The 25,205-nt window shown below is 44.8% G+C and carries 19 protein-coding genes; 7 read left to right on the forward strand and 12 right to left on the reverse strand.

Annotation, left to right across the window (positions count from 1 at the left end; translation table 11 throughout):
- Window positions 1-23: 23 nt before the first annotated feature.
- The 4 genes from V7728_RS02420 to V7728_RS02435 all read right to left on the reverse strand — a co-directional run bounded on the left by V7728_RS02420 (window position 24) and on the right by V7728_RS02435 (window position 4,882).
- Window positions 24-683 (reverse strand): exopolysaccharide biosynthesis polyprenyl glycosylphosphotransferase, encoded by a 660-nt coding sequence (locus V7728_RS02420; protein ID WP_003151373.1) that lies wholly within the window; start codon window positions 681-683, stop codon window positions 24-26.
- A gap of 216 nt (window positions 684-899) precedes the next feature.
- Window positions 900-2,390: an N-acetylmuramoyl-L-alanine amidase gene (locus V7728_RS02425; protein ID WP_012118582.1), complete on the reverse strand. Its 1,491-nt coding sequence runs from the start codon at window positions 2,388-2,390 to the stop codon at window positions 900-902.
- A gap of 21 nt (window positions 2,391-2,411) precedes the next feature.
- A complete protein-coding gene (locus V7728_RS02430; protein ID WP_099567132.1) occupies window positions 2,412-4,532 on the reverse strand; it encodes a SpoIID/LytB domain-containing protein in 2,121 nt (706 codons plus the stop codon).
- Between the two features lie 32 nt (window positions 4,533-4,564).
- The gene (locus V7728_RS02435; RefSeq protein ID WP_007407496.1) at window positions 4,565-4,882 is read right to left on the reverse strand and encodes a hypothetical protein; all 318 of its coding nucleotides are present in this window, start codon (window positions 4,880-4,882) and stop codon (window positions 4,565-4,567) included.
- A 180-nt stretch (window positions 4,883-5,062) separates the two neighbouring features.
- On the opposite strand from V7728_RS02435, the gene tagU reads away from it, so the two are divergent.
- Window positions 5,063-5,980 (forward strand): polyisoprenyl-teichoic acid--peptidoglycan teichoic acid transferase TagU, encoded by a 918-nt coding sequence (gene tagU, locus V7728_RS02440; protein ID WP_003151369.1) that lies wholly within the window; start codon window positions 5,063-5,065, stop codon window positions 5,978-5,980.
- Between the two features lie 32 nt (window positions 5,981-6,012).
- Here the strand turns inward: tagU and wecB are convergent, their stop codons facing one another.
- Window positions 6,013-7,152 (reverse strand): non-hydrolyzing UDP-N-acetylglucosamine 2-epimerase, encoded by a 1,140-nt coding sequence (gene wecB, locus V7728_RS02445; RefSeq protein WP_099567133.1) that lies wholly within the window; start codon window positions 7,150-7,152, stop codon window positions 6,013-6,015.
- Window positions 7,153-7,380: 228 nt separating this feature from the next.
- On the opposite strand from wecB, the gene galU reads away from it, so the two are divergent.
- Window positions 7,381-8,265, forward strand: coding sequence for a UTP--glucose-1-phosphate uridylyltransferase GalU (galU, locus tag V7728_RS02450; RefSeq protein WP_020956427.1), 885 nt, complete (start codon window positions 7,381-7,383; stop codon window positions 8,263-8,265).
- 38 nt (window positions 8,266-8,303) lie between these two features.
- Here the strand turns inward: galU and tagH are convergent, their stop codons facing one another.
- The 5 genes from tagH to tagD all read right to left on the reverse strand — a co-directional run bounded on the left by tagH (window position 8,304) and on the right by tagD (window position 15,171).
- Complete coding sequence (gene tagH, locus V7728_RS02455) at window positions 8,304-9,848, reverse strand: teichoic acids export ABC transporter ATP-binding subunit TagH (protein WP_099567134.1); 1,545 nt, start codon at window positions 9,846-9,848, stop codon at window positions 8,304-8,306.
- A 20-nt stretch (window positions 9,849-9,868) separates the two neighbouring features.
- Window positions 9,869-10,696 (reverse strand): ABC transporter permease, encoded by an 828-nt coding sequence (locus V7728_RS02460; RefSeq protein WP_003151365.1) that lies wholly within the window; start codon window positions 10,694-10,696, stop codon window positions 9,869-9,871.
- Window positions 10,697-10,881: 185 nt separating this feature from the next.
- Window positions 10,882-13,056, reverse strand: coding sequence for a CDP-glycerol glycerophosphotransferase family protein (locus tag V7728_RS02465; RefSeq protein ID WP_043021850.1), 2,175 nt, complete (start codon window positions 13,054-13,056; stop codon window positions 10,882-10,884).
- A gap of 49 nt (window positions 13,057-13,105) precedes the next feature.
- Window positions 13,106-14,644, reverse strand: a complete 1,539-nt coding sequence (locus tag V7728_RS02470; RefSeq protein WP_085341558.1) for a glycosyltransferase family 2 protein — start codon at window positions 14,642-14,644, stop codon at window positions 13,106-13,108.
- A gap of 137 nt (window positions 14,645-14,781) precedes the next feature.
- Window positions 14,782-15,171 carry a glycerol-3-phosphate cytidylyltransferase gene (gene tagD, locus V7728_RS02475; RefSeq protein WP_003151361.1) on the reverse strand — a complete coding sequence of 130 codons (390 nt, stop codon included), beginning with the start codon at window positions 15,169-15,171 and terminating at the stop codon, window positions 14,782-14,784.
- 355 nt (window positions 15,172-15,526) lie between these two features.
- Between tagD and V7728_RS02480 the strand changes: the two genes are divergently transcribed.
- Together V7728_RS02480 and V7728_RS02485 are read left to right on the forward strand one after the other, a co-directional pair.
- A complete protein-coding gene (locus V7728_RS02480) occupies window positions 15,527-16,297 on the forward strand; it encodes a WecB/TagA/CpsF family glycosyltransferase (protein WP_007407501.1) in 771 nt (256 codons plus the stop codon).
- Window positions 16,298-16,329: 32 nt separating this feature from the next.
- A complete protein-coding gene (locus V7728_RS02485) occupies window positions 16,330-17,496 on the forward strand; it encodes a CDP-glycerol--glycerophosphate glycerophosphotransferase (RefSeq protein WP_015240704.1) in 1,167 nt (388 codons plus the stop codon).
- A 61-nt stretch (window positions 17,497-17,557) separates the two neighbouring features.
- Here the strand turns inward: V7728_RS02485 and V7728_RS02490 are convergent, their stop codons facing one another.
- Window positions 17,558-20,203, reverse strand: a complete 2,646-nt coding sequence (locus tag V7728_RS02490) for an N-acetylglucosaminidase (protein WP_099567135.1) — start codon at window positions 20,201-20,203, stop codon at window positions 17,558-17,560.
- 140 nt (window positions 20,204-20,343) lie between these two features.
- Window positions 20,344-21,294 (reverse strand): mannose-6-phosphate isomerase, class I, encoded by a 951-nt coding sequence (manA, locus tag V7728_RS02495; RefSeq protein WP_098082002.1) that lies wholly within the window; start codon window positions 21,292-21,294, stop codon window positions 20,344-20,346.
- A gap of 217 nt (window positions 21,295-21,511) precedes the next feature.
- Between manA and V7728_RS02500 the strand changes: the two genes are divergently transcribed.
- From V7728_RS02500 to V7728_RS02510, 3 genes are read left to right on the forward strand one after another with little or no spacing between them, the layout of a single operon-like run.
- On the forward strand, window positions 21,512-22,963 hold the full coding sequence (locus V7728_RS02500) for a spore germination protein (RefSeq protein WP_099567136.1): 1,452 nt from the start codon (window positions 21,512-21,514) through the stop codon (window positions 22,961-22,963).
- A gap of 5 nt (window positions 22,964-22,968) precedes the next feature.
- A complete protein-coding gene (locus V7728_RS02505; RefSeq protein ID WP_025285369.1) occupies window positions 22,969-24,075 on the forward strand; it encodes a GerAB/ArcD/ProY family transporter in 1,107 nt (368 codons plus the stop codon).
- Window positions 24,072-25,202: a Ger(x)C family spore germination protein gene (locus tag V7728_RS02510; RefSeq protein WP_020956435.1), complete on the forward strand. Its 1,131-nt coding sequence runs from the start codon at window positions 24,072-24,074 to the stop codon at window positions 25,200-25,202. Before V7728_RS02505 ends, V7728_RS02510 begins: the two co-directional genes overlap by 4 nt.
- The last annotated feature ends 3 nt before the right edge of the window (window positions 25,203-25,205 follow it).

The raw sequence follows: 25,205 nt of genomic DNA on the forward strand, positions 1-25,205 counted from the left end.
TTTTTGTCTGCTGACCAGAATTTTTATCGCGCCCCGTCACCGGTCCAGATCACTTTGCACGTTTTGAGCATAATCTTCAGTTCCAATGAAAAGGTCAGGTTGCGGATATAATATAAGTCAAACATCAGTTTTTCCCTCGGTGTCATGTCATATCCCCCGTTGACCTGCGCCCAGCCGCTTAATCCCGGCTTAACGGCCAGCCGCTCCGTAAACCCCGGAATCTCAGCCTGAAACTGTTCCGTAAACACGGGACGCTCGGGACGCGGGCCGATCAGGCTCATTTCTCCCCGAAGCACATTTACCAGCTGCGGCAGCTCATCTATACGGGTCCTTCTGATAAAAGCGCCGACCTTTGTCACGCGGGGATCCTTTTTCAGCGCCCAGACCGCCCCCGATTTTTCAGCATCTATTTTCATAGAGCGGAGCTTATACAAATAAAACGGCTTCCCGTCTTTGCCTACCCGCTCCTGCTTATAAAAAGCCGGGCCGGGCGACTCCAAACGAATCAGTATGGAGAACAGGCCCATCACCGGGAGCGCCGCCAAAAGCCCCGCAAGCGCAAACACAATGTCCATGAATCGCTTAAAAGCCAAATAACGGGCCGTTCTTTCCGTAACGGCAGCGGAAGTCCCCTGCCGCACTGCATAGTTATTATTTACATTCATGCTTTTCTCTGCTCCCACTGACACACACCTCACGATTTGTTGGGATGTTTGATGACCTATGCCGTGAGTTTAGCAGATGGATGTTAATTGGAAGTAAAGGAAGCGTTAATGTTTATTAGAATGTTTCGATTATTGTTTTTTTATTGTAAATCTATTCATATCCATATTTGAGACAAAGCATAATGAAAAATAAAAAAACAGACCGGTATGAACCGGTCTGTTTCCATGAAAAAATTATCGGAAATAGGAGGAAACGCCTTGGGTGATCCCCGCCGCGAGTCTGTCCTTTTTCGTTGATTGTTTTAAAATATTGGCATCAATCGGGCTTGTGACAAAACCGGTTTCTAACAAGACACTCGGCATTTTAGAATACTTAATGACGTAAAATCCGGCAGTTTTCACACTGCGGTCACGCGTGCCGAGAGCAGAAACCATTCTCGGCTGAATATTTTGGGCAAGCCTCAGACTGTTTGCGGATTGGTACGTTTTATCATAATACGTCTCCGTACCGTTTGCACTGCTGTTATCATTTGCGTTCGCATGGACGCTGATGAAAATATCGGCGTTCGCCTTCGCCCCTTTGTTCACTCTCTCCTCAAGCGAGTCAAAGGTGTCGCCCTTCCTCGACATTACAGTAAGCGCGCCCGCGCCGTATAATTGATTGTTAAGACGCGTAGCGATATCAAGATTTACATTTTTCTCAAGCAAGCCGTTGCCGGTTGCTCCTGAATCCTGATAGCCGTGCCCCGGATCAATAAAGACCGTTTTGCCGACAACGGGATTTTTAAGCTGCGACGCGGCATTGTTGCTTAAAGATGAAGCACTTCCTATGACGGTGAAGCTGGTGATGTTTTTACTTCCGATATACGTCCGGACGTCTTTTGACAGACTGTCTCCATTCGTCAGCAGGTGAACTCTTCCCTGTTTGGCGCTCAGCACGCCTCCGACGATGGTATCCGCCTCTTTAAAACCATTGGTAACAAACGTATAGCCTGTGCTTAAGCCTGTCTTTTTTGCAAGATTCACAGACAGGTTATAGCGGTTTTTGCCGCTGATTCTTGAAGGGTTCGGCAGCTTATTATAAAGTGAGCTGCTGATGCTGCTTGTCCCGCCAATGACAATCGTGTTTTTAATCCCTAAGCTTTTGATCGCATTGGACGTAGAACCATTTAATGTCGAATCATTAGTGAATAAAATCGGATATTTTTTAGCGGACGCATAAGAAATCGCAGCCATTCCATCTGCATCAACAAACCCGTTGACCACAAGGGCTGTAGAAGATCTTGTCATTTCACCCGCCACTTTTGCGGCTGTGGCATATCTCGTGCTCCCTGATAATCGTTTGACACTGATGCCTAATTTAGCAATTTGATTTTCAGTATTTTTCGAAACGGCAGGTGTGCCGCCTACGATAATCACATTTTTCGTTTTTAAATCAATTAATCCCTTTTTTGTGCCGGCAGACAGCTGATCTTTATTTGTAAACAGCAGCGGCGCATTTTTTTGATATGAAAGCGGCGCAGCGGCAATTGCATCGGCATATGAAGTTCCGCCGGTGATAATTACCGTTTTCGCTTCACCCCATGATTGTTTTGCCGCCAGTACAGCCGTATCATACCGGGTGCTTCCGCCGATCCTTTTAACCGTGTTATCAGCCAAAGCGGAAGGGACAAATAGAATGACCCCGAGAATAAAGACGGGGAGACATTTTATGATGAATTTCAATCCGATCTCCTCCACAGAAGTTTAGTAGTTTGTAAGTGCTGTATTAGGGTAATAGAACGCAAGAATAGAAGTATACGGCTCTCCGGCCTCCGCTCTTTCTTTTGCTCCGTATTGACTCATTCCTACGCCGTGACCGTATCCTTTTCCTGATATCGTGATTTGCGAAGAATTACCGGACGCACTGGCGTATGTGCTTTTAAAAGATGAAGCTCCGATCATCGTCCTGAGTTCAGACGCTTTCACCTCAACAGATGCAGTCTTGTTCATGACATAGCCCTTCGACTTGTCATTCACATGGTACGTGACCTTCACCGCGGCGTCTTCCGCGCGCTGGCCTTTTGTTTTTCCGGTTAGCGAGAGATCAGAGATGCTTGCAATTTTTATGGAACTTGCATTGGTTTCTTTATTTTTCATCAGCCAATTTTTTATTCCGTTGAGCTGCGCAGCATTTGCTTCGTTTGTTTTAGACCACCAGGATGCGGGATTTTTCATATCCAGACCCGCTGGCAGCTGCTGCTTCTGCAATGTTAAAGACCAGCTGATTTCCGGATCTTTTGTATCCTTTTTGGCTACTAAATACGGCACTTTCGATCCCCACACTTCATCGCCGGCTTCCATGTAACCGCCATTGCTTGATGAGTAAGTGGCATCTATCAATCTGCCGGAATAAGTGAGCACTTTCCCTTTTGTTCCGTTAACGGCTGCGGTGGCGTTTGGATACCAGCTGTATCCCCCGTAAACCTGAAAGGCCGTTGTATCCGCGACTGTTTGTCCCATCTTGCCGATAGAGTAGGTGCGGGCGGCAACAGCCTGGGCTTTCAGCGCTTCTGTCGGCCAGCTTCCCGGCATTTCATTCGGCAGGACACCTTTCAGATAATCCTCAAAAGGAATGTTTTCATTAACAGGTCTTACATATTTGCCGGATTCCGCAGTGAAACTCATATTCCCCAGATATGGCTTCCCGTCAATGCTGATTGTGTTTGCTGTTGAATATTTTGCAGGAACCGCCTTGAAAGACGTTTTTCCGCTGTTAATGCCTGCAACGCCTAATTTGCCGCCGGACGTTTCAATACGGTACGTCTTTCCGTTTACGAGATAAAACTCTTTTGCGTAAGCAGCCTTAACTGAATCGGCAATTGAATTCGCGCTGCCTATTAATGTATAAGAATAGGTGCCTTTCGTTTTAAAAAGGCTGGCCTCGTCGGCGGGTGTTTCGCTTTTTTTGATGTATACAAGCGGCATGTGATTTGCGGCGGCAATATTTGATCCGACAACGATGTCCGCTAATTTAGTCCCGTTGGCAGCCACCGTTTTGCTTGCATCCATGCCGAGCGAAGTGACTGCGTTTGCTGATATTTGATATCTGTTTGATCCGGTAATTCTTTTGGTGACCGAGGCCTTCTTTTTAATTTGATTCTCCACATCTTTGCTGACGCTTGAAGTGCCTCCCATGATGATCACTTTTTTAGGCAGATTGTAGCTCGGAAGGGAGTCTTTTTTCGTCAGGAGAATTGGATAGCCGTTTTGCGCAGCATAAGGCGCGATTGCCAGCGCATCCGTATATACATCCCCCGTTACTACGACCGCCTGGTCATAGCTGCCCATTTCGGCCGCAATATTTTTGGACAGATCATATCTGTTTTTTCCGCTGATCCGTTTCGTGCGGCCGTATTTCTTCAATGTCTTTTCCGCGGCCGACGAAATACTGTTCGTCCCGCCGATGATTAAAATATTATCCGGACTGAATTTCTTGATTTGCGCTTCTGTGCTGCTGCTCAGTTTTTTCGCTTCAGTCAGCAGAACAGGCGCTTTCAGTTTATTCGCTAAAGGAATGACGGAAAGCGTGTCCGCAAAATAAGCATCCGTATTAACGACAACTATGTTGGACGGGTTTTTCCAATACTTGGATGTCGCGGCGTTAGCCGTATCATATTTGGACGCGCCTCCCAATCTGGCAACGGAGGAGACATCGCTTCCCGTCAGTTTATAAGTTCCTGAAGGTTCGATATTCAGAGTCGATTTATTACCAATATAATTCGTCAGTTTTACTGAGATATCAGAACTGGACGCAAAAGTGCTTTCCGGTAATAAAGCCAGGCTGAATATCACAGAAAAACAGACAGCCCATATTGTTTTCTTCAATTTTTATCCCGCCTTTTGCTGATCATGGTGTATTATTTTGCTTTCTCGATTTCCTTGATCTCTTTTTGGCCTTTATCATTTGTGAAATACGTAATGCTGACTTTGTCATTTTCGCTGAATTTATTCAGAACATCAGAGAAGTCATCAGAAAATTCAAAGCTGACGGGCTGATCATCCACTTTTACTTCAATTGTGTGCGTATCCGCCATACCGACATAATATGCCGTTTCTTTTTGAGCCTGGTTCTCCGAAGAACCGCTTCCCTTCTTTGATTGATCCGCCGTTCCGCACGCTGCCAATACAACAGAAAAAAGCAGTATTAAGAACGAAGCTGCAATAGTTTTTTTCATTTTTTTCACCTCATCTTTATGTATCGTCTTATACTAACTTTTTTTTAAGGTAATTTTAAGGTCTTTTTGTAACCTTTTTTTAAGAATTTCGTCTATTACATGGTTATAAGTAAAAATATGACTGGGTTTATAAAGATTAGTAAATTGTATCAGGAAAGTTAATAGAAAAGGTGATGACAAATGAGAGCTGAACGAAAAAGAAAGAAGAAAAAAGTTCTTCTGACAATCGTAACAATCATCGGGCTGTTAGTTTTATCATCAGGAGGCTACGTCTACTACTTGTGGCACAAAGCGGCTTCAACGGTGGCAAGCATTCAGGAAGACTTGAAAAAATCGGACAAACGTGACACGGATATAGATCTCGGAAAGAAGGATCCGATTTCTGTTTTAATCATGGGCGTCGATGAGCGGAAAAATGACAAGGGGCGCGCGGATACGATGATTTATATGACCGTCAATCCTAAAACGAATACAACAGAAATGGTCAGCATTCCGCGTGATACGTATACGAAAATCTCCGGCAAAGGTACGATGGATAAAATCAACCACTCCTATGCTTTCGGCGGAACGCAGATGGCCGCGGATACCGTCGAGGACCTGCTTGACGTGCCGGTAGATTATTTTGTGAAAGTAAACATGGAGAGCTTCAAAGATACCGTGGATACACTCGGCGGGATTACGGTGAACAGCACGTTTGCCTTCAACTACGACGGGCACTCTTTCGGAACGGGGAACATCAGCCTGAACGGCGAAGAAGCACTTGCCTACACGCGTATGAGAAAAGAAGATCCCAGGGGGGATTTCGGCAGGCAGCAGCGCCAGCGCCAAGTGATTGAAGGGATTATTTCTAAAGGGGCAAACATCTCGTCTGTCACGAAATTCGGAGATATGTTTAAGGTCATTGAAAACAATATGAAAACAAACATGTCATTCGATGATATGTGGACGGTTATGACTGACTATAAAAACGCCCGCAGCAAAGTCACTCAGCATGAACTGAAGGGAACGGGAACGAGAATCAACAATATCTATTATTACAAATTAGATGAAGCAAGCCTCGCTTCAGTCAAAAAAGAATTAAAAGAAAGCCTGAAATAATAAAAAAACTCTGCATATGATGCAGAGTTTTTTTATTCTGTAAAAGGCTGCGGACGGGTTTTTCTATAGCCGTACCGATAAAGCAGTTCTTCCACAATCCGTTTTGAAGCCGATCCGTCACCATAAGGGTTTGACGCCTTTGACATCCGTTCATATTCAGCCTGATCGGTTAAGAGCTGTTTTGTCAGCTGATACACCGTTTCTTCATCTGTACCCGCCAGCTTTAATGTCCCGGCTTTCACTCCTTCGGGGCGCTCGGTTGTGTCCCTAAGCACCAAGACCGGCTTTCCGAGAGAAGGCGCTTCCTCCTGAACCCCGCCTGAGTCGGTCAAAATGAAGTTTGCTTTCGCAGCGAAGTTATGAAAATCCACGACCTCCAGAGGTTCTATTAAGTGCACCCTGTCCGAATCAGCAAAATGGGCTTCTGCGGCCTCACGAACTGCGGGATTCAAATGAACGGGATAAACGACTTGTACGTCCTCAAACTCTTCAACGACTCTTCTGACGGCCTTAAACATCTGTTCCATCGGCCTGCCTAAATTTTCACGTCTGTGCGCTGTTAAAAGAATCATCCTGCTTCCTTCCAGCTTGTCAAAAATCGGATGAAAATAATCTTCCCGCACTGTCGTTTGAAGCGCGTCTATCGCCGTATTTCCCGTGACAAATATAGAATCCGGCTTTTTATTTTCTGAAAGCAGATTCTGCTCGGCCTGGCTTGTCGGCGCAAAATTCACATCAGCGATCACGCCCGTCATCTGCCGATTGATTTCCTCGGGGAAAGGAGAGTATTTATTATGCGTACGCAGACCGGCTTCCACATGGCCGACAGCGATTTGATGGTAAAAGGCGGCAAGGCTTCCGGCGAACGTTGTCGTCGTATCTCCGTGGACCAAAACGATATCTGGTTTTACTTCTTGGAACAGCTTGTCCAGTTTCAGCAAAGCATGAGATGTAATTTCTGAAAGCGTTTGACGCTCTTTCATAATATTCAAATCAAAATCAGGCGTAATGCTGAATGCTTCAAGCACTTGATCCAGCATCTGTCTGTGCTGTGCGGTTACAGTCACCAGCGAATCAATTTCCTGATATTTTTCAAGCTCTAATACAAGCGGAGCCATTTTAATTGCTTCAGGTCTTGTACCGAATACGGTCATTACTTTTAGTTTTTTCAACGGTTTGTCTGCACCTCGTTTTATATGTCGGATATCCCTTCATGTTAACATATTTATGCCGTTTCTTAGATATTGTAAAGCTTAATGGCAAACAAAGCAAAAACCGTTCCAAGACTCTTTGAAAGCGGATTAAAAGGTGTGAATTTTAATCAATTGTGGTAAAGTGGAAAAAGACTAGGTTATAGTTCTGAAAAAAAGATTTTGCAGAAACAAGGATGGTGTTATTCAGTGAAGAAAGTACGCAAAGCCATTATTCCGGCAGCAGGTTTAGGCACTCGTTTTTTGCCGGCCACAAAAGCAATGCCTAAAGAAATGCTTCCAATCGTTGATAAGCCGACAATTCAGTATATTATCGAAGAAGCTGTCGAATCCGGCATCGAAGATATTATTATCGTAACCGGAAAAGGAAAAAGAGCAATAGAAGACCATTTCGACAATGCCCCTGAACTGGAACGTAATTTAGAAGAAAAAGGGAAAATCGAACTGCTTCAAAAAGTGAAAAAATCGTCAAATATTGCGGATATCCACTATATTCGCCAAAAAGAGCCAAAAGGACTCGGTCATGCCGTTTGGTGCGCACGCAACTTCATCGGCGATGAACCTTTCGCCGTTCTTCTCGGCGATGATATTGTCCAGGCTGAAAAACCGGGACTTCGTCAGCTGATGGATGAATACGAAAAAACATTGTCTTCAATCATTGGTGTTCAGCAAGTTCCTGAAAACGACACACACCGCTACGGAATTATCGATCCGTTAACAAATGAAGGCCGCCGTTACCAGGTCAAAAATTTTGTAGAGAAGCCTGAACCGGGTACAGCTCCTTCCAACTTGGCTATTTTAGGAAGATACGTTTTCACTCCTGAAATTTTCATGTACCTGGAACAGCAGGAAGTCGGTGCAGGAGGAGAAATTCAATTAACGGACGCCATCCAAAAGCTCAATGACATTCAGCGTGTCTTCGCTTATGATTTCGAAGGAAAACGTTACGATGTCGGTGAAAAACTCGGATTTATCGAGACGACGCTTGAATTTGCCTTACAGGATCAGGATATCCGCCATAAATTAATTCCGTTCATGAAGGATCTTCTTGAAAAAGAAGAAGCTGACGAATAGAAAAAGCTGCCGAATCCGGCAGCTTTTTTATGTGATCTTTACTTTTTAGACGTTACGGTCAGTGTTTGATCAGCATTGTTCACAGAAAAAGTATATTCCTGGTTTTTAAGCATGAGCAAATTCTGATTGATTTTGCTGCCGCCTTTTTCACTTAAAGCTGGGATGTCTGCGGGACGCGATAAATGAAAAACCACTTCGGAGACTGTATCCTTGTCAATCACTACATCCGTTTTTTCATCGGATGTTTTTAATACGTTCCGTCCGTCAGCCGTTTGTCCGGCAGCTGGATTTTTCAATTTACTCTGTACATCGTCCCGGCTTTTATTGAGATATGAGAGAAACTCTTCTGCTGTTTGGCTTGATAAACTGCCGCTGAAATCATTAAGCTGAACATCCGTCTTTTTTAAAGCGTTCACTTTATACAGATCAGACTTTTTCATAAAGTACTCTTTATCGTTTAATTTCACTTTGGCCGCCTGGTTATTTTCGGCTTCTACCTGCACCTTCGTGCCGAAACTTACACTTGCGGAGGCTTTTCCTTTTATATCTTTTTCAGTATAAAGGTCCGCCTTTTCAGCTTTTACCAAAGCAGGTTTATTCACAGACTCATAAAGGCCGGCATCGCTCTGTTTGACGTCACCGAAAGATGTAATCGCACGCAGAGGCTTGTCTGAAAACATCGAAGCGCCCGCGCCGACAGCCAGCAATGCAAGCAGCGTAATCTGAATCGTATTGGCAATGAATTTAGGCTTCGCTTTCTTTTGCTGCGCCTGACTGATTTTCTGTTCCTCGGCTGCCCGCGTTCTGCCTTCAATCTGCTCGTTTTGATATTTCTTCTTTTCTTTCTTTGAAAGCTTGTTGAACCAATCCACAAAAGCTTTATATTCTTTCACAACGGCTTTCGTTTCGTCGAACATGCGCATTTCGCCGTAATGCATCCAAGCCACCCGATCACACATTTTCTCAATCTGTCCGATGGAATGACTGACGAAAAAGATCGTTTTGCCGCGTTCTTTAAATTCCGTAATGCGGTCCACACATTTCTGATAGAAAGTCTGGTCCCCTACTGAGAGCGCCTCATCAATAATAAGGATGTCAGGATCCATATGCGCCGATATGGCAAAACCGAGACGGGATTTCATACCGCTTGAATAGCTTTTAACAGGCTGATCTATAAAGTCGCCGATATCCGCGAATTCAACGATTTTTTCATAAAGCTCGTCTATCTGCCGATTGTTGAGACCCATCATCAAGCATTTTAAACGAATGTTGTCTTTACCGCTTAATTGATTGTTTAATCCGGCAGAAATCGCGATTAAAGACGGCTGCCCGTTCATATCAATCTCCCCGCTTGTCGGCGGAATGATCTTTGCAAGCAAATTGGACATCGTTGATTTTCCCGAGCCGTTGATCCCTACGAATCCGATCGTTTCCCCTTCATAGACGTCAAAAGAAACATTTCGGACAGCGAAAAAACCTTTTTGATTTCTGTTTGGGAAAAACAGTCCTTTAATTTTGTCAGACTGTTTTTTATATAGAAAATACTGTTTTGAAACATTTCTGAACGAAACTTTTAGTTTCATCGTATAATCTCCTTACTATATTAAAGAAAGTCAACAAACTTATCTCTGAATTTCATATGAAGAAGTGAACCGACTGTTAATAACAGCAGTGTGACGAACCAGAAATACAGCGTGTATTTCACATCGTGGAAAAACCACTGCCCTTCCATAAAGCTGTCTCTAAAGCCCTCGATAATATAGAAAAGAGGGTTTAACTTCAAGATGGTCAAAACTTCAGGTCTGTTTCCGAATTTCTCCGCAATGTCCCAGAAAATCGGCAGAAGAAAAAAGAGCAGCCTTGTGACGGCTTGAAGCAAAAACTGATAGTCCCTGATTAAAACGCTGATGGTTGAATTAAACAGGCCGAAAGCAAACATAAAACTGATCATGCAAAACAAGTAATAAATATATTGCAGCCAGTGAAGCGTCGGAAACAGTCCGTTGCTCAGCAGCACAATAATATAAATCGCCATCATCACAAAGTAACTGAATAAATTCGATGCTATCACTACAGAAGGCAGTGAACTGATCGGAAAGTTCATTTTCGACACTAAATTTATCCGTTTAAAAACGCTGTTAGATGCATCCAGTATCGTCGGACTGATAAAGAACCAAGGAATTAAGCCGGCCAGCATCCAGACGATGAACGGTACGCTGTCTCCATTTCCAAGCACCATATCATGTCCGCCGCGAATCCCGAGACCAAATACGAACCAGTAAGCCAGCATTTGAATCATAGGGTTGAGAAACTGCCACAATATACCCAAATAGTTCACTTGATACTTTGATTTCGTTTCGTACACTGCAAGCCGCATAATCAGCGGAAATGAGTTGAATTGCTCTTTCAGAATTTTTACCAATGCATTCATTCTAATCTTCCTTAGTCGTAAGTTTTAGGTAATAGCTTTGACTTACAAAAGCACCGCTCATAATTGTAACAGATTACGATGTATTTTTCACTTCATAACAAGCCTGAATCCCATGAGCGCAACATGCCGTCACTTAAGCAAAAAAGCATAATTAACGTGGTTAAATTATGCTTTTTTGCACCTATTTACTTGTCCCCGAAAATCACTTTTACGGCTTTTTCAGACGATTCTCCGGTTTCTAAATAACAGAACTTCTCGTAAAAAGGCCCGAATGAATCCGGAAGCTTATAATCATCTGATTCCGTTTCATTGACCCATTTGATAACGTCACCTGTTTCTTTGACAAGCGGGCCGGGCGCTTCTTTTTCAAAGTCAAAGTAAAACCCTCTGAGTTTATCCCGGTACGTTTCGATATCAGGCACATAAAACAGCATCGGTCTTTTCAGATTTGCATAGTCAAAAAAGACAGAGGAATAGTCCGTTATGAGTAAATCAGAGACCATATACAGCTCACGGATATCTTCGTAGCTGGAGAAATCATAAGCAAATCCTTCATACGGTCCGAGATCAAAGTTTTCCGCCACGAGATAATGCATTCGTAAAATAATGACATAACGATCGCCAATCGCTTCTCTCAATTGATGAAGGTCTAAATCAAGGTCAAACTTGTATTTTCCCTTCTTATAAAATTGGTCATCCCGCCATGTCGGTGCGTAGATAATCACTTTTTTATCTTGCGGAAGATTCATTTTTTCTTTCAGCGCTTTGATGACAGAAGGGCTGTTATCCGTTTGAAGGAAGTCATTCCGCGGATATCCCGATTCAATCATGGTTTTATTAAACTGAAACGCCCGGGCGAATATTTCGGTTGAATATGCGTTCGGTGAAATCAGGTAATCCCACTTTGAAGCCTCTGTCGTAAAGTTGCGCTTGTATTTTTCAGTGTTTGTTCCGGGCATATGCACTTCATCCATATCTACGGCAAGGCGCTTTAAAGGCGTGCCATGCCATGTCTGGACATATGTCGTATGCTCAGGTTTCGGAATCCACAGCGGCATACGGCTGTTGACAACCCAGTACTCGGCTCTTGCCATGGCAAACAGCCATTTGAACGTAAAGCGTTCGATATAAGGAATTCCTTTATCTTTAAATGTCTGTGAGTAAGCGGGATTTACACTCCAGCAGAGACGGTATTCCGGCATCTCTTTGCTCATGTATTCATAAATCGCCCGCGGATTGCAGCTGTACTGTTTTCCGGCAAAGCTTTCAAACATGACAAATTTCTGTTTGACAGGCAGTTTCCCCGCAACCCTGAATCCCGCTTTATAAGTGTTTTGTATTCTTTTCTCAATGAACTTTTTCAGCTTATTCTTTCTCTTGCGTACAAAGGAAGCGCCCCGTTTCAGCTTTCCTTTCACAAAATACTCCACGCGGGTGCTGAAGCTGTAATCGTTCATTCTCAGGTGGAGATTTTTCGTTTTCTTTTTCGTGAAAACGTGAAATCTGGCAGGCCCTTTCTCCGTTTTCAGGATCGTGAATTGGTTAGGGTTTACTTGTTCAGATTTCAGAACCTTTAACGGTTTGCTGTTGGTGATAATCTCTTCACCCGTCCCGGCATCTTCAAAAATGAATTGAATATGGAATTGAAAGATTAGCTGCTGATTCAATTCTTTATAAACGGCATTCAAATCAATTTTTGTATCAAAGCCTATCGTGTCAAGCATCGTTGTGTCCTGAACATATTCATCAAGGTCGTGTCTCGGCACGTCGTGAAGCGGATACTTCAGAATGAGAGGCTCCTCTTCTTTTCCTTTTTTCATTTTCAGAATCAGGTTTTTTTCTTTTATCTTTAAGGTTTCTGCCGCATTCAGCCGGAATGCAAAACCTTTCAGATGTAAGCTGCCGTCAGATTCGAGCTCCATTTCATCAATCCGCGTGACGAACTTTTTCTGCAGCAGCTTTAAGGAGAAATTCCCTTTCTTCGTCGTGTAAGGGAAAAAGAACATATGATGAGCCTCATCTTTATAAGAAGACAGTTCAATAGGTTCAAGGCTGGATTTTAACCGTTTTTTACTGATATCACTGTCATCATTGATAAAGGAGACATAGAAATCCAGACATCCTTTGCCGTCCGTATGGTCAGAAAGCAGATCCGTGCTCATAACAGCATGGTACTCCCCGCCTTCTCCGGCCAACCGTTTCAGAGGGACGGAAAGTTCCGCTTTTGTCTTACGATTTATAATCTGAAGAGAAGGCTCTTCCCCTGCAGTGACATTTTCACAGGATATCGTAATGCTGAATGTCTCTTCCTTTATGTTAAGATGTTTTAACTTGTATCTGACAGGATTTTCTATACCCATAAAATAAGTCTACTCCTCTGTTTCAATTAAACATATCCAATCACAATCATCATTTTGTTACTTTCAGCGAAAGGTTCTCCTTCACCGTCCGGTAGAATTGATATTGCAGTCCGTTCGCTTCTGCGGTCACCTTTTCACCGTCGTCTCTGTTTAACATGACACGTTCATAATCGTTATAAATGACATACATAATATAACCGCCAAGTCCGACTTTTTCAATGTCACGTAACGGGATTTCAAGGACGTACCGCCCGTCTCCCAGTGACTGAACCGGAAACTGGTGGTGTACTTTCATGTTATCTCTGTGCTGAAACAGAATATATTGGGCATTATTTCTGTCCTGTCCGAACAAGCGGAACGTAACGGTGAATTTATGATCGGCGAACACCGCGCTTTCCGTTTCTCCGTGCATGCGAAGTTCGACCAGTTTATTTTCTTCATCCGTCAGCGGGCTTTCTAAATAAGCCAGTCCGCCTTGCGTCACGATGGTTTTATCGGGCTCTTTTTTGGACCAGCGGAACAGCTTTTCGACCTCATCATACCGTTTTTGAGTCAGCAGACGGAAGGCTGTCTTATGAATCGGATGAAAAAATGTCTCGGAAATATCGTATTTCGTCTTCTTTAACACATTCAGAATTTCATTGAATTTATTGTAGTAGGCTTCTTTGTTTTCGCTTTTCAGGAAGTGCATCCGATCGAAAAGACGCGTAATGGAATCGAATTCGATCAGGCGGTTCATCGCCATCTTCTCTTTTTCAGTATCTAATTTTTTGTTCAGAATATACTTCATTACGGCTATGTTCGTGTCGGTTTTTTCCATTATATTAGTCTGCTTTGTCAGCGACTCATTATTGTCCATTCTGTTCAGATAATAGACCGGTTCGGTTGACGTTGAAATATCTCCGCACGCCAAAAGAACATCCATAAAAAATTGCTTATCTTCAGCAAATTTCATTTCCGGATATCTGATATCATTATCTTTTAGAAATTGTAAGTTCATCATTCTTGCCCGCGGGCCGAGATGATAGAAAATATGCCGGATTGAAAAAGGCGATACCTTCGCTCTGTTCAGAGAAGACTCATGTTTCCCGATCGTTTTTTGACCGTTCACCTGCATTTCGATCGTTTTTCCGACCGCATAATTTACCTGATCTCTTTCAAGCATGTCGAATAAGATTTTAACTCCGTTCGGCGCAAACCAATCATCCGCATCCAAAAATGTAATGTACTTTGCATTTGCCAGCTCAATTCCCAAGTTTCTCGGATAAGCCGGGGTCCCCGTGTTGTCTTTCAAAAAGACGACTGTAATATTTTCATACAACTCGGCGTACTCAGTCAGGATGTTTCTGGAATCATCAGTAGAGCAATCATCGACAAGAATTAAAGAAATATGCTGAAAGCCGATGTTTTGAAGGATCACTGAATCAACTGTTTTCCTTACATATTCTTCTGCATTATAAACAGGAACGACTACCGCTACCTTCTTCTCTTCCGCCAATGCTTCTTTGTTTAAAATGGTATATTCGCGTTCTTCTACGGACGGCTTGGACTCTTTTTTATTCAACTTAAAAAAGTTACTAAGATTCATCTTTAAATTCTCCTCTTATTGTCTAGCTTTTTTTCAAAAGCGCATAACAAATATAGCGAAAATAACCTTATATTACAAGAAGTACTCCCTATCCGGAGGGAGTACTTCTTTATCATCTGTATATCCGAATGTTTCAATTACACCCCGGCAATTTCTTTTTTAATCTGTGTGGTGGAAATGCCTTCGGTTCTAGGGAGGTAGATGACTTCGCATTGATCTTTAAGGAAATCGAATTTGCCTTCCCAATCGTCTCCCATTACGAACACGTCGATGTTGTGATCCGCTACGTCACGTACTTTTTGATCCCAGCTGTTTTCCGGAATGACTTCGTCGACATAACGGATCGTTTCCAGAATCAGCTTTCTGTGTTCATAGCTGTGGTAGGCCTTTTTTTGTTTTTGCAGGTTGAACTCGTCTGTTGAGATGGCAACAACAAGGTAATCTCCAAGCTGCTTTGCGCGCTCAAGCAGTTTAATATGACCCCAATGCAGTAAATCAAACGTACCGTAAGTAATGACCTTCTTCATGAAACAAAAGCTCCTTTCTATCATCATACGTATAACAAGCAACTGCTCTGAAATGCTGCGCAGCTGTATCCTTAATCACTAAAGTGCCAATTTCGTACTCATGGAACCTCATTATATCACATAGCCCTGAAAAGGTTAAGCCAATGTAAAACGAAGTTAAAATCCACTTATTAACAAATGTTATTACAATAGGAGTTTAGCAGGGTTTTTGCGCGTATGATTAAAGAAATTGTTATCTTATTTATATTTTTGTAAAACTATTGTTAAGTTTATCTGAAGGTATTATGTTAAAATAAAGCTTAGCCTAAGTCACGAAAAAGTGAAAGAAAATCCCGTACAAAAAGGAGGACGGCAGATGCAGACTGAAATGGTGCACAACCTTTCTTACGTTAATGGAAATTTACAGGAGTTTATTTCATATTTAGACACTTATTATATCGCACAAAAGCAAGGAGCCGTCATTGCGACGGTCAATCCTGAGATCGGATACGCTGCGGCGAAAGACAAAGGTTATCATCAAGTCATTTCTTCCGCGGATTTCGTCCTGCCGGATGGTATCGGCGTCGTGTTAATGTCACGTTTGACGCAGCACCCGCTGAAATCAAGAATTGCGGGATTCGATGTGTTTCTTGCGCTGCTCGGCCTCGCAAACCGGCAGTCTAAAAAAATATTTTTATACGGAGCTAAGCAAGACGTGCTTGACGCCGTTTTGAACCGGATCAGCAAAGAGTATCCGAATATTGAGGTTGTCGGAGCCAGCAACGGTTATGAAGCGGATAAACGCTTCGTCGCCAAACAGATTTCCCGGGCGAAACCCGATCTCGTGTTTGTCGCCTTAGGATATCCCCATCAGGAACAATTTATTTATGAATACAAACATCTTTTCCCTCAGGCTGTATCGATCGGTTTGGGCGGAAGCTTTGATGTGTTCAGCGGAACGGTGAAACGCGCCCCTGAATGGATGATCAAAACGAATCTGGAATGGCTGTACAGACTGGTGACGAATCCGTGGAGATGGAAAAGGATGCTGAACATTCCGAAGTATGCTTTTACCGTTTTGAGAAATAATAAATCAAATAAAAGCCTGTATTCCAAGCAGGCCGAAGATCAAACGAAACAGCTTTAAACAAATAAAACAGCAAAAGAGATTGGTAATCTATGAACTTGCGATCTTTATTCGCCGCTTTTTATTCTATATATCTGTCTGTTCTCGGCGTTTTGTTCAAGCCTGTAAAGCCCAAGAACCATCTGACCCTGCTGGTATCTTTTGAAGAGAATGCGCAGGCTCTCATCCGTTCTTACAAAGCGCACGCTGAATCGCTTTCTTATGAAATGACGGTTTTGTATACGAGACACGCCGTCAGTCTGAAAAAAGAGCTGGAAGGTATCGGCTCTTTTTATCTGAACGAAAAACATCCGCTGCATCTTTTGAAGGCTGTTTTGATCCTTTTTAAGAGCAAAGTGGTGATAACGGATAACTATTTCCTCATGACAAGCGTCTTAAACCGCCGGCCGCAAACGACATGCATTCAGGTGTGGCATGCGAACGGCTCTTTGAAAAAGTTCGGCCTTGAGGATGTGACGAATCAAAACCGCCCGGCATCAGATATCAGCCGGTTTAAAAAAGTGTACCGATCGTTTGACTTTGTCACCGTCGGTTCAGACGCGATGGCTGACGTTTTTAAAAAGTCGTTCGGCATACGGGACGGCCAGCTGTTAAAAACGGGTATCCCCCTGACTGACGTCTATTATGAAGAACACAAGCCGGAACTGAAGCTCAAATGGCCGAAAAAAATCATCCTGTACGCACCGACATTCAGGGATTATGATATGCAGTCCTTTCGGCTGCCATTCACCGAAGAACAGCTCACAAACGCGTTAAACGGAGAGTATATGCTGCTTGTAAAGCTTCACCCTGCCGTTTTGCATCAGATTTCGGCTTCGTTTGAAAGCGAATTGATCAAGAACGTGTCTGACATGCGTCTTCATGATCTCTTGAAAGCGGCTGATATTTTAATTACGGATTACTCTTCCGTGCCTTTTGAATTCGCGCTCTTAAATAAACCGATTTTCTTTTTCACGTATGATCTGGAGGAATATGATCGAAAACGCGGTTTAATCGACAATTATACTTCCGTCATTCCCGGAAAGGCTTGTCATGACAGCGAAGCTCTTCTGGAGGAAATGACGAAAAAGCCATTTCGTGCAGAAGAAATGAAGCGGTTCTCGGACAAATGGAATATGTATTCAGATGGGAATTCGAGTGAAGCGTTATTGAAATTTGCGGAAACAAAAATGAAAAATTGTGCTGAAGCACCTGCCTGAATCCGACGGCGGGTGTTTTTTGCATGAAGAAAGGGCTGAAGCATACACTTCAGCCCTTTTTTTATACTTTCATAAACACGGGAACATCATAGTAAAGCGTATAGTCATCCAGCAGTGAGTATAAGCTGTACATGCGGTTTACCTGCTTATACGCCCAGCCGATATCTGTCGCATACTGATGGGCCGCGGCTGGAGACCATCTCATTTTATACAGCGTATCCTGCTCGTATGAAGGATTGTGAATATAAGACGCACCGATAAATTGGGCTCCGCCGATAATCGCGGCTTCCGGAGTAAACCAGCCTTGATTATACGCGTATTGTGCGCCGTAGTAATTCGGGTTGCTGTCATAAGCCCCGATGCCGTACATGTTGTAAACCTTTTTACCATTATACATAATGCCGTTCGCAAGCTCTGACGTGCCATTGCCAGTTTCAAGCAAAGCATGCGAAATCAAATACACTTCATTGATGCTGTATTTGCCGGCGGCTGTAATAAAGGCCTGGCCTTTCCCTGTCAGTATTCCTTTATTGACCAGCACTTTTTGATTCAGTTCCGATGCGTTCAGTCCGGCTGTCTGAGAGAGCTTCAGAAATTGAAAGTAATACTTGCTGTCTTGTGCGAAGTGAGCCGGATTGACATACTGCCCGACTTCGTCACTGCTGGCGTTTCTCCAGCCCATGCTGAGTTTGGCCCAGCCGTTTGTCTGGCCTGTGATGCTGACTTTATCGCCTTTTTTCAACTGCCCGATAATATTGCCGGAGCTGACTTCCGGGGTTGACCGGACGTTCAGGACGTCGGCTGTGACCGTTCCGGAGGCCGTATTGATGTACGTAAGCGATGCATAAGCCGCGGCATCAGTCTGCGGGCTGACTGTCATTTGTTTTTTGACCATATCTGCCAGCGAGATGTTGTAATTGGTATTCATGATTTGCGGTCCGTTTTTTATTTTCAAAATAGCCATCGTCCATCCGTACAGCTTTTTCAGCTTTTGGGAGGCGGCGTCCGCTGACTGCGCTCCCGTGAATTGATCGCGAATGCGGAGTTCATAAACCGGATGGCTTTCACTCGTATAGCCGGCCTGTAATTGTTTGGCGCTGAAAAAGCTCATGCTTTTATTTAAAACGGTTTTACTGCTGAATGTATCGGTTTTGATGACGTACTGTGCAGAGCCGGTTTTCCCCGTCTCCTTCACAGTGCCGGCCGCTTTGTTTTGCTTGAAAAAAGCAGTCACGCGGTCAATGTCTTCCTTTTTAAGCAGCGGTGCCGTTTCAATTCTGAATTGTGTATACGCTGCTTCACCTGTTTTCTGTGCGGAGGCGGATACTTTTTTCCCTTTGAAAAAGTCCAGCGAACGATTGATCTTTGCCTTATCAAGCAGTGATTCGGTTGTGACTTGGTACGTTGTGTCCGTCTGCTTGGATATCGTTTTTGAAATAGCAGTCAGTTTATATCCCGCCAGCAGATTCAATCCTTTTTTTATCTTCGACTGGTCTGCCGTCTGCTGAGAAAGCAGCTGATATTCGTTTTCTGCTGTTTTTCCCGCCGCTGTTCTTGCCGTCTTTACATGCTGCTGGCGGAAAAACGCCTCCGCTTGATCTGCCTTTGCAGCGGTAAGCTGCCCTGCCGTGATCCGATAAACGGACACTGATGCTGTCTTTTTGACAGGCGATGCGTCGCAATGCCATTTTTTCTTTTTAAAGAAAGCTTGAACACTTTGCAGCTGCTTAGCCGTCAGTCCGCTCATCCCGACCGTGTAATTATTTTTCTTGCCGGCTTTTTGATAGCTTCCGCTCACACCCGTATTCTTCTTGATTTGGGTGATAGCATTTTGTACGGCCCCTACTCCGTTAAAATATCCTGACTGCACGTTGTACACGGTTGCTGTTTTGCTTTGGGCATACTTTTGAACATTCCCTTTGACGCCAGTTTTCTGCTGCAGCTGTTTCGCTAAACCTGCCGCATCATTTGCATTTGAAATGTCAGAGGCTGTCACGGTGATATTCGGACTGGCCTTTGCCGTGACTTTCAGCGACGCCTGCAATCCTGTTTCCTTTTGAAAATCAGTTTGGATTTGAGCGGCTTTTTGATCGCCGGAGATTGTTCCTGATTGGATCTGAAACCGGGCTGTTTCCCGTTTGATCTGACGGTATGACGCTCTCACGCCCGTCTGCTTCGTCAACGCTTGCGAGAGCGCTTTTGCGTCCGCTTCGGCCGCCATCTCAGCAGTCACGACCTGCATGTACGGCTGTTTTGTCCCCGCCGGCTTGACGGCGCCGGTCACGCCCGTTTTTTTCGTCAGTTCGGCAAGAAGATTTTTCGTCTGCCGCTCGTCTGATAGGACGCCTGATGTGACGGTCACGTACGGCTGTTTGCTTCCGCTTGCGCTGTAAGTGCCGGACACGCCCGTCTGCTTCGTAAAATCTTTCAGCACGGTTTTCGCATCCGTTTCATCGTGTAAGCCTGAAGCTGAGATTTGATAAGTGAGCGGCGTATTTCCGGCTTTCTTTGCGTCAGCCTGCCACCCCGTATCCTTTTTCAATTTCGCTGCCGCTTGAAGCGCCTCGTTCTCAGAAGCAAATTGCTGCTTCGTTTCCAGCTCGTAAACGGAGTAGTCGCTGTATGCGGCCTCAGCGGGCTGTGTAAGGGTGCAAAAGACAAGGAAAACGGCGGACAATAACATAGGTGCAACGAATCTCTTTTTCATTCCTTCTCCTCTTTCTGATTCAATTGGTTTCTATCAAACTAGTTTATTTATCGGCCGGCCTTCTTCATTTTTACAGAGAGAAATCACCCAATTTTCCAAATAAAAAAAACTTAATCCCAGAGCTGGGATTAAGTTTGGTTTTATATATGAGAAACGATGATCGTGCAATCTCCGTTTATCGTAAAGTCAGGCATCTGATCCGGCAGTATGAAATGCGCGCCTTTTTCAAGCTTGGCGGACTTGCCTTCACAGAGGATGGAGCCGCTTCCTTCTGTGACGCTGCACAGCATAAACGGAGCGTCCTGGGTCATTTCCGCCGTCCCGCTGATATCCCATTTGTATACAGAAAAATATTCTCCCTGCACAAAGGTTTTGATGGTGACGCCTTTTCTCGTTTCAGTTGATTCATCTAAAAATCCGTCCACATGAGGAACGGTGGCGGCGTTGACGGCATCGCGGATATGCAGCTCACGCGCCTGGCCGGTTTGATCTGTACGCCCGTAATCATATATCCGGTAGGCGGCCTCTGAATTCTGCTGTGTTTCAAGCACGAGCGCCCCCGCGCAAATGGCATGGATGGTTCCGCTCGGCACATAATAAAAATCGCCGGGTTTGATCTTCACACGGCGCAGCAGGCCTTCCCAGTCACCGCTGTTAATCATGGTGACAAGTTCCGCTTTCGAACGGGCCGTGTGACCGTATATGATTTCCGCATTTTCTTTACAGTCAATAATGTACCAGCACTCAGATTTCCCCGTTTCGCCCAGTCCATGCTCCTCAGCGTCATAATCGTCAGGATGGACTTTAACGGACAGATGTTGTTTGACGTCCAGTATTTTCGTCAGCAGCGGAAACCGGTCCCCTTCCGTTCCGCCGAATAATTCTCTATGCTGATCCCACAGTTCCATCAAGGTTTTCCCTTGATACGGACCGCTTTTGACCGTGCTCATTCCGTGCGGATGGGCTGATATCGCCCAGCATTCGCCGGTTGTTTCTGAAGGTATGTCATATCCGAATCGTTCGCGTAATAACGTGCCGCCCCATAGTTTTTCTTTACATACAGGCTGTAAAAAAATCGGCTCTTGCGTCATGTTCGTTCCCCTCCCCTTAAAAAGCGGCTCATATCCCATTCCCCCTGTGTCTTTTTTAAAACACGGAGGGAGCCGCGGTTAAAAACAATATGTATAAAATGGCTGACCTGCTCATTATACCATTCGGATGGGGCGGAATGCTCAGTCATTTCCTATTCCAGAATAAAATGCCTTGTTTGTCGCAAATTAAAATAACTGATGGAAAGGGGGGAACATTGTGACGATACATGCGGAGCTCAGCAAAAACCTTGAAGTGCTGAAAAAACGGTTCGGCCAAAGCGATGACATGATGTTTTATTCGTTTACGTACGGAAACGGCAAATGTGACGCCTGTCTTATCTATATAGACGGACTGACCGACAATCAATTGCTTGCGGAATATATTATTTCGCCCGTGCAGGCGGCCGCCCGGCATCAAGAGGAACCGGCTGAAATACCGCCGTCATCCATCTCTTTCGGCTATCGTCATACCCGGCTTTCTTCACTTAAGGACGCGGAGGCAGACATTTTCTCCGGCAAATCGGTTTTGCTGGCGGAGGGATGGGGGGAAGCCCTTTCGTTTGAGACGGAAACATTTAAAATGCGTGATATTGAAGAACCGTCTTCTGAAGTGCTTGAACGGGGGCCGAGGATAGGTTTTGTCGAAAAGCTTCGGACGAACACGGCGCTTTTGCGCGAGCAGTCCGGTGATCCCAACCTCCAGATCAAAGAGATCACACTCGGCGAACGGACAAAAAAGCGGATCGCCGTTGCCTACATTCGGGATATCGCGCCTGATGATGTCGTAAAAGAAGTGATGAAAAGACTGGAGTCCATCACCATTGACGACATCCCGGAATCAGGAGCGATCGAGCAGCTTATTGAAGATAACACGTATTCCATTTTCCCGACCGTCTTGACGACTGAACGGCCTGACCGGGTTATGGGCGCTCTTTTGGAGGGAAGGGTTTCCATTCTTGTAGACGGAACGCCTTTTACCCTTTTGGTGCCGGCTACCGTTGATGAATTTATCCACTCCCCTGACGATTATAATCAGCGGTGGGTTCCGGTTACCTTTCTCAGGCTGCTTCGGTATACATGCATTTTAATCACGATTTATTTACCCGGCCTTTACATATCGCTCGTTACGTTTCACACGGGGCTTTTGCCGACGAGAATGGCGGTTACGATTGCCGGAAGCAGATTGAATGTTCCGTTCCCCCCTTTTGTTGAAGCGTTCATCATGATTTTTACGATCGAGATGATCAGAGAAGCCGGACTCAGGCTGCCGAAGCCGATCGGACAGACGATCGGCCTGATCGGGGGCGTGGTGATCGGACAGGCCGCCGTTCAGGCGAATATTGTCAGTGCGATGATGGTCATTGTCGTATCCGTTACGGCGTTGGCTTCTTTTACGGCGCCCTCCTATGCGTTCAATTTTCCGCTGAGGCTCATCCGTATTTTTTCGATGATTTTGTCGGCGATATTAGGTTTATACGGACTGATCATGTGCTATCTGCTTGTCATCGGCCATCTGATGCGTCTGAAAAGCTTCGGTCAGGACTATCTTATTCCGATCATGGCGCAGCCTGGCCAGGACTTAAAGGATACGATCGTCAGACTGCCGACGCCTCTTTTGAAAAAACGGCCGACCAGAAAAGAGACGAAAGATAAAATCAAGCAAAGGTGATCCCCATGAAAAAACCGGAAGACAAGCTGTCGTTTATGCAGACACTTCTCATGGTAAGCGGAACAATGATCGGAGCGGGCGTGTTAACACTGCCGCGCTCCGCCGCAACAGCGGACAGTCCGAGCGGATGGATCATTATTCTTGTGCAGAGTGTCGTGTTTATCGGCATCGTCCTGCTCTTTATGCCGTTTTTGCAGAAAAACAGCGGGGAAACCATTTATGAGCTGAATCAAAGCATCATGGGCCGCGCCATCGGTTCTCTTCTGAATTTATTCATCAGCTGTTATTTTGTCGTCACCGTCTGTTTTCAAGCCCGTTTTCTCGGTGAAGTCATCAATTACTTTTTACTGAAAAATACGCCGATGGGTGTCGTCATATTCATCTTTCTGGCGGTCGGCATTTACCATGTGACCGGCGGGGTCTATCCCATTTCAAAGCTTTATGCCTATCTGTTTCCGATTGCGATCGTCATTCTGATTACGCTGCTCATATTCAGTTTGAGACTGTTTAAGCTGGATTTCGTCCGCCCGGTCATGGAAGGAGGCTACAAAAGCTTTTTTGAGCTGTTTCCGCGGACCCTTCTGTATTTTTCGGGACTTGAGGTGATTCTTTATCTGGTGCCGTTTATGAAAAACCCGAAGCAGGCGAAAAAGGCGGCTGTCTTCGGCATCGCAGGCGCGACCATTTTTTACAGCTTTACGCTGCTTGTCGTCATCGGCTGTATGTCGGTCGCTGAAGCCAAAACGGTGACGTATCCGACCATTTCCCTGATTCATGCCTTGGAAATCCGGGGCATTTTCATAGAGCGGTTTGATATCTTTCTTTTAATTACGTGGACATGCCAGCAGTTCACCTGTATGCTCGGTTCTTTTAAAGGGGCGCATCTCGGATTAAACACCATTTTCAAACTGAAAAATAAAAACAATGCCTGGCTGCTGGGAGGCTTATTGGCAGTGACATTCGGCCTTTCAATGTACCCCGATGATATCAACAGTGTGTTTGCATTCGCGAATATTCTCGGATATGCGTTTTTTGCCGTCATTATGATTCCTTTTCTCATCTGGTTTGTCAGCTGGATGAAAAAAATAGCCGGGAGGAAACAGACGTCATGACACTTTTCATAAAATGGGCGGCGGCGCTTTTCATACTGATGACGCTTTCAGGATGCTGGGACGCGAAGGAAGTCGAAAAGCTGTCTTTCGCCCGGGGGCTGGCGATAGACGAGACGAGTGACCGCCGATATAAATTAACCTATCAAAACCTGCTGCCCCAAAGCGAAAACAGCCAGGCTTCCGGCCGGCCCGTGTTTGTCAATGTGACGACGCGGGGGGATACCATTCTTGAAGCCGTCAGTGAAGTCTCTTTAAAAGATCCGCCTGTTTACAGCGATCATTTAAAAGTGCTGATATTCAGCGACAAATTGCTGGCCGACCAAAATATACTGCAGATGATGAATCATTTTATCCGCGATGATGAATTAAGGCGGAGCAGCTACCTCTTCGCGGCAAGAGGAAAAGCGTCCGATATTCTGACGGAGCCGACGCCGAATCAGCAGCAGCCCATGGCCGCGGAAAAGCTGATCGACCTTACGAACAACGGCGGCTACAACGGGAAGATTTTAAAACCGCTCCGAATCGGGAGAGCTTCGATTTACTGCCATAATAAACTCAGTTTTCTCATTCAGGCCGTCAGCAATCAAAAAGGAAAAACGGTGTATGACGGAGCGGCCATTATCAAAAACGCAAAACAAAACAGATTGGCGGGATTTCTGTCATCATACGAAATACAGAGCCTGAATTGGCTGATGGGGACGATACGGGGCGGCGTGCTGCCCGCTTTGGATAAAGGGGGGCACCCGATTACCTTCGAGATCAAAAAATCAACATCCGCCATCACTCCCAGGCTGAAAAACGGGAAGCTGTCATTTCATGTAGCGGTAAAAACAAAAGGACTTTTGTCAGAGGATCAATATGCCGGAGAAGATTCATTCGATCAGCACTATTTAAACGGGCTGGAAAAGATTTTTGAAAAAAAACTGAAAAGCGATGTGAAAGAAGTCATCGATAAGCTGCAGAATCAATATGAAACGGACCCGGTATTCTTTTCTGACAGAGTCCGCATTCAATATCCCGACTATTGGAAGAAAGTAAAGCATCATTGGGATGAGACCTTCTCCGAAGCGGCTTTTGACTATGATGTTTCCATTCAGATTACCAACTTCGGAACGATGGGACGGTAGCCT

Source organism: Bacillus sp. JHAA, assembly GCF_036961585.1.
In the GTDB taxonomy this organism is placed as follows: Bacteria; Bacillota; Bacilli; order Bacillales; family Bacillaceae; genus Bacillus; species Bacillus velezensis.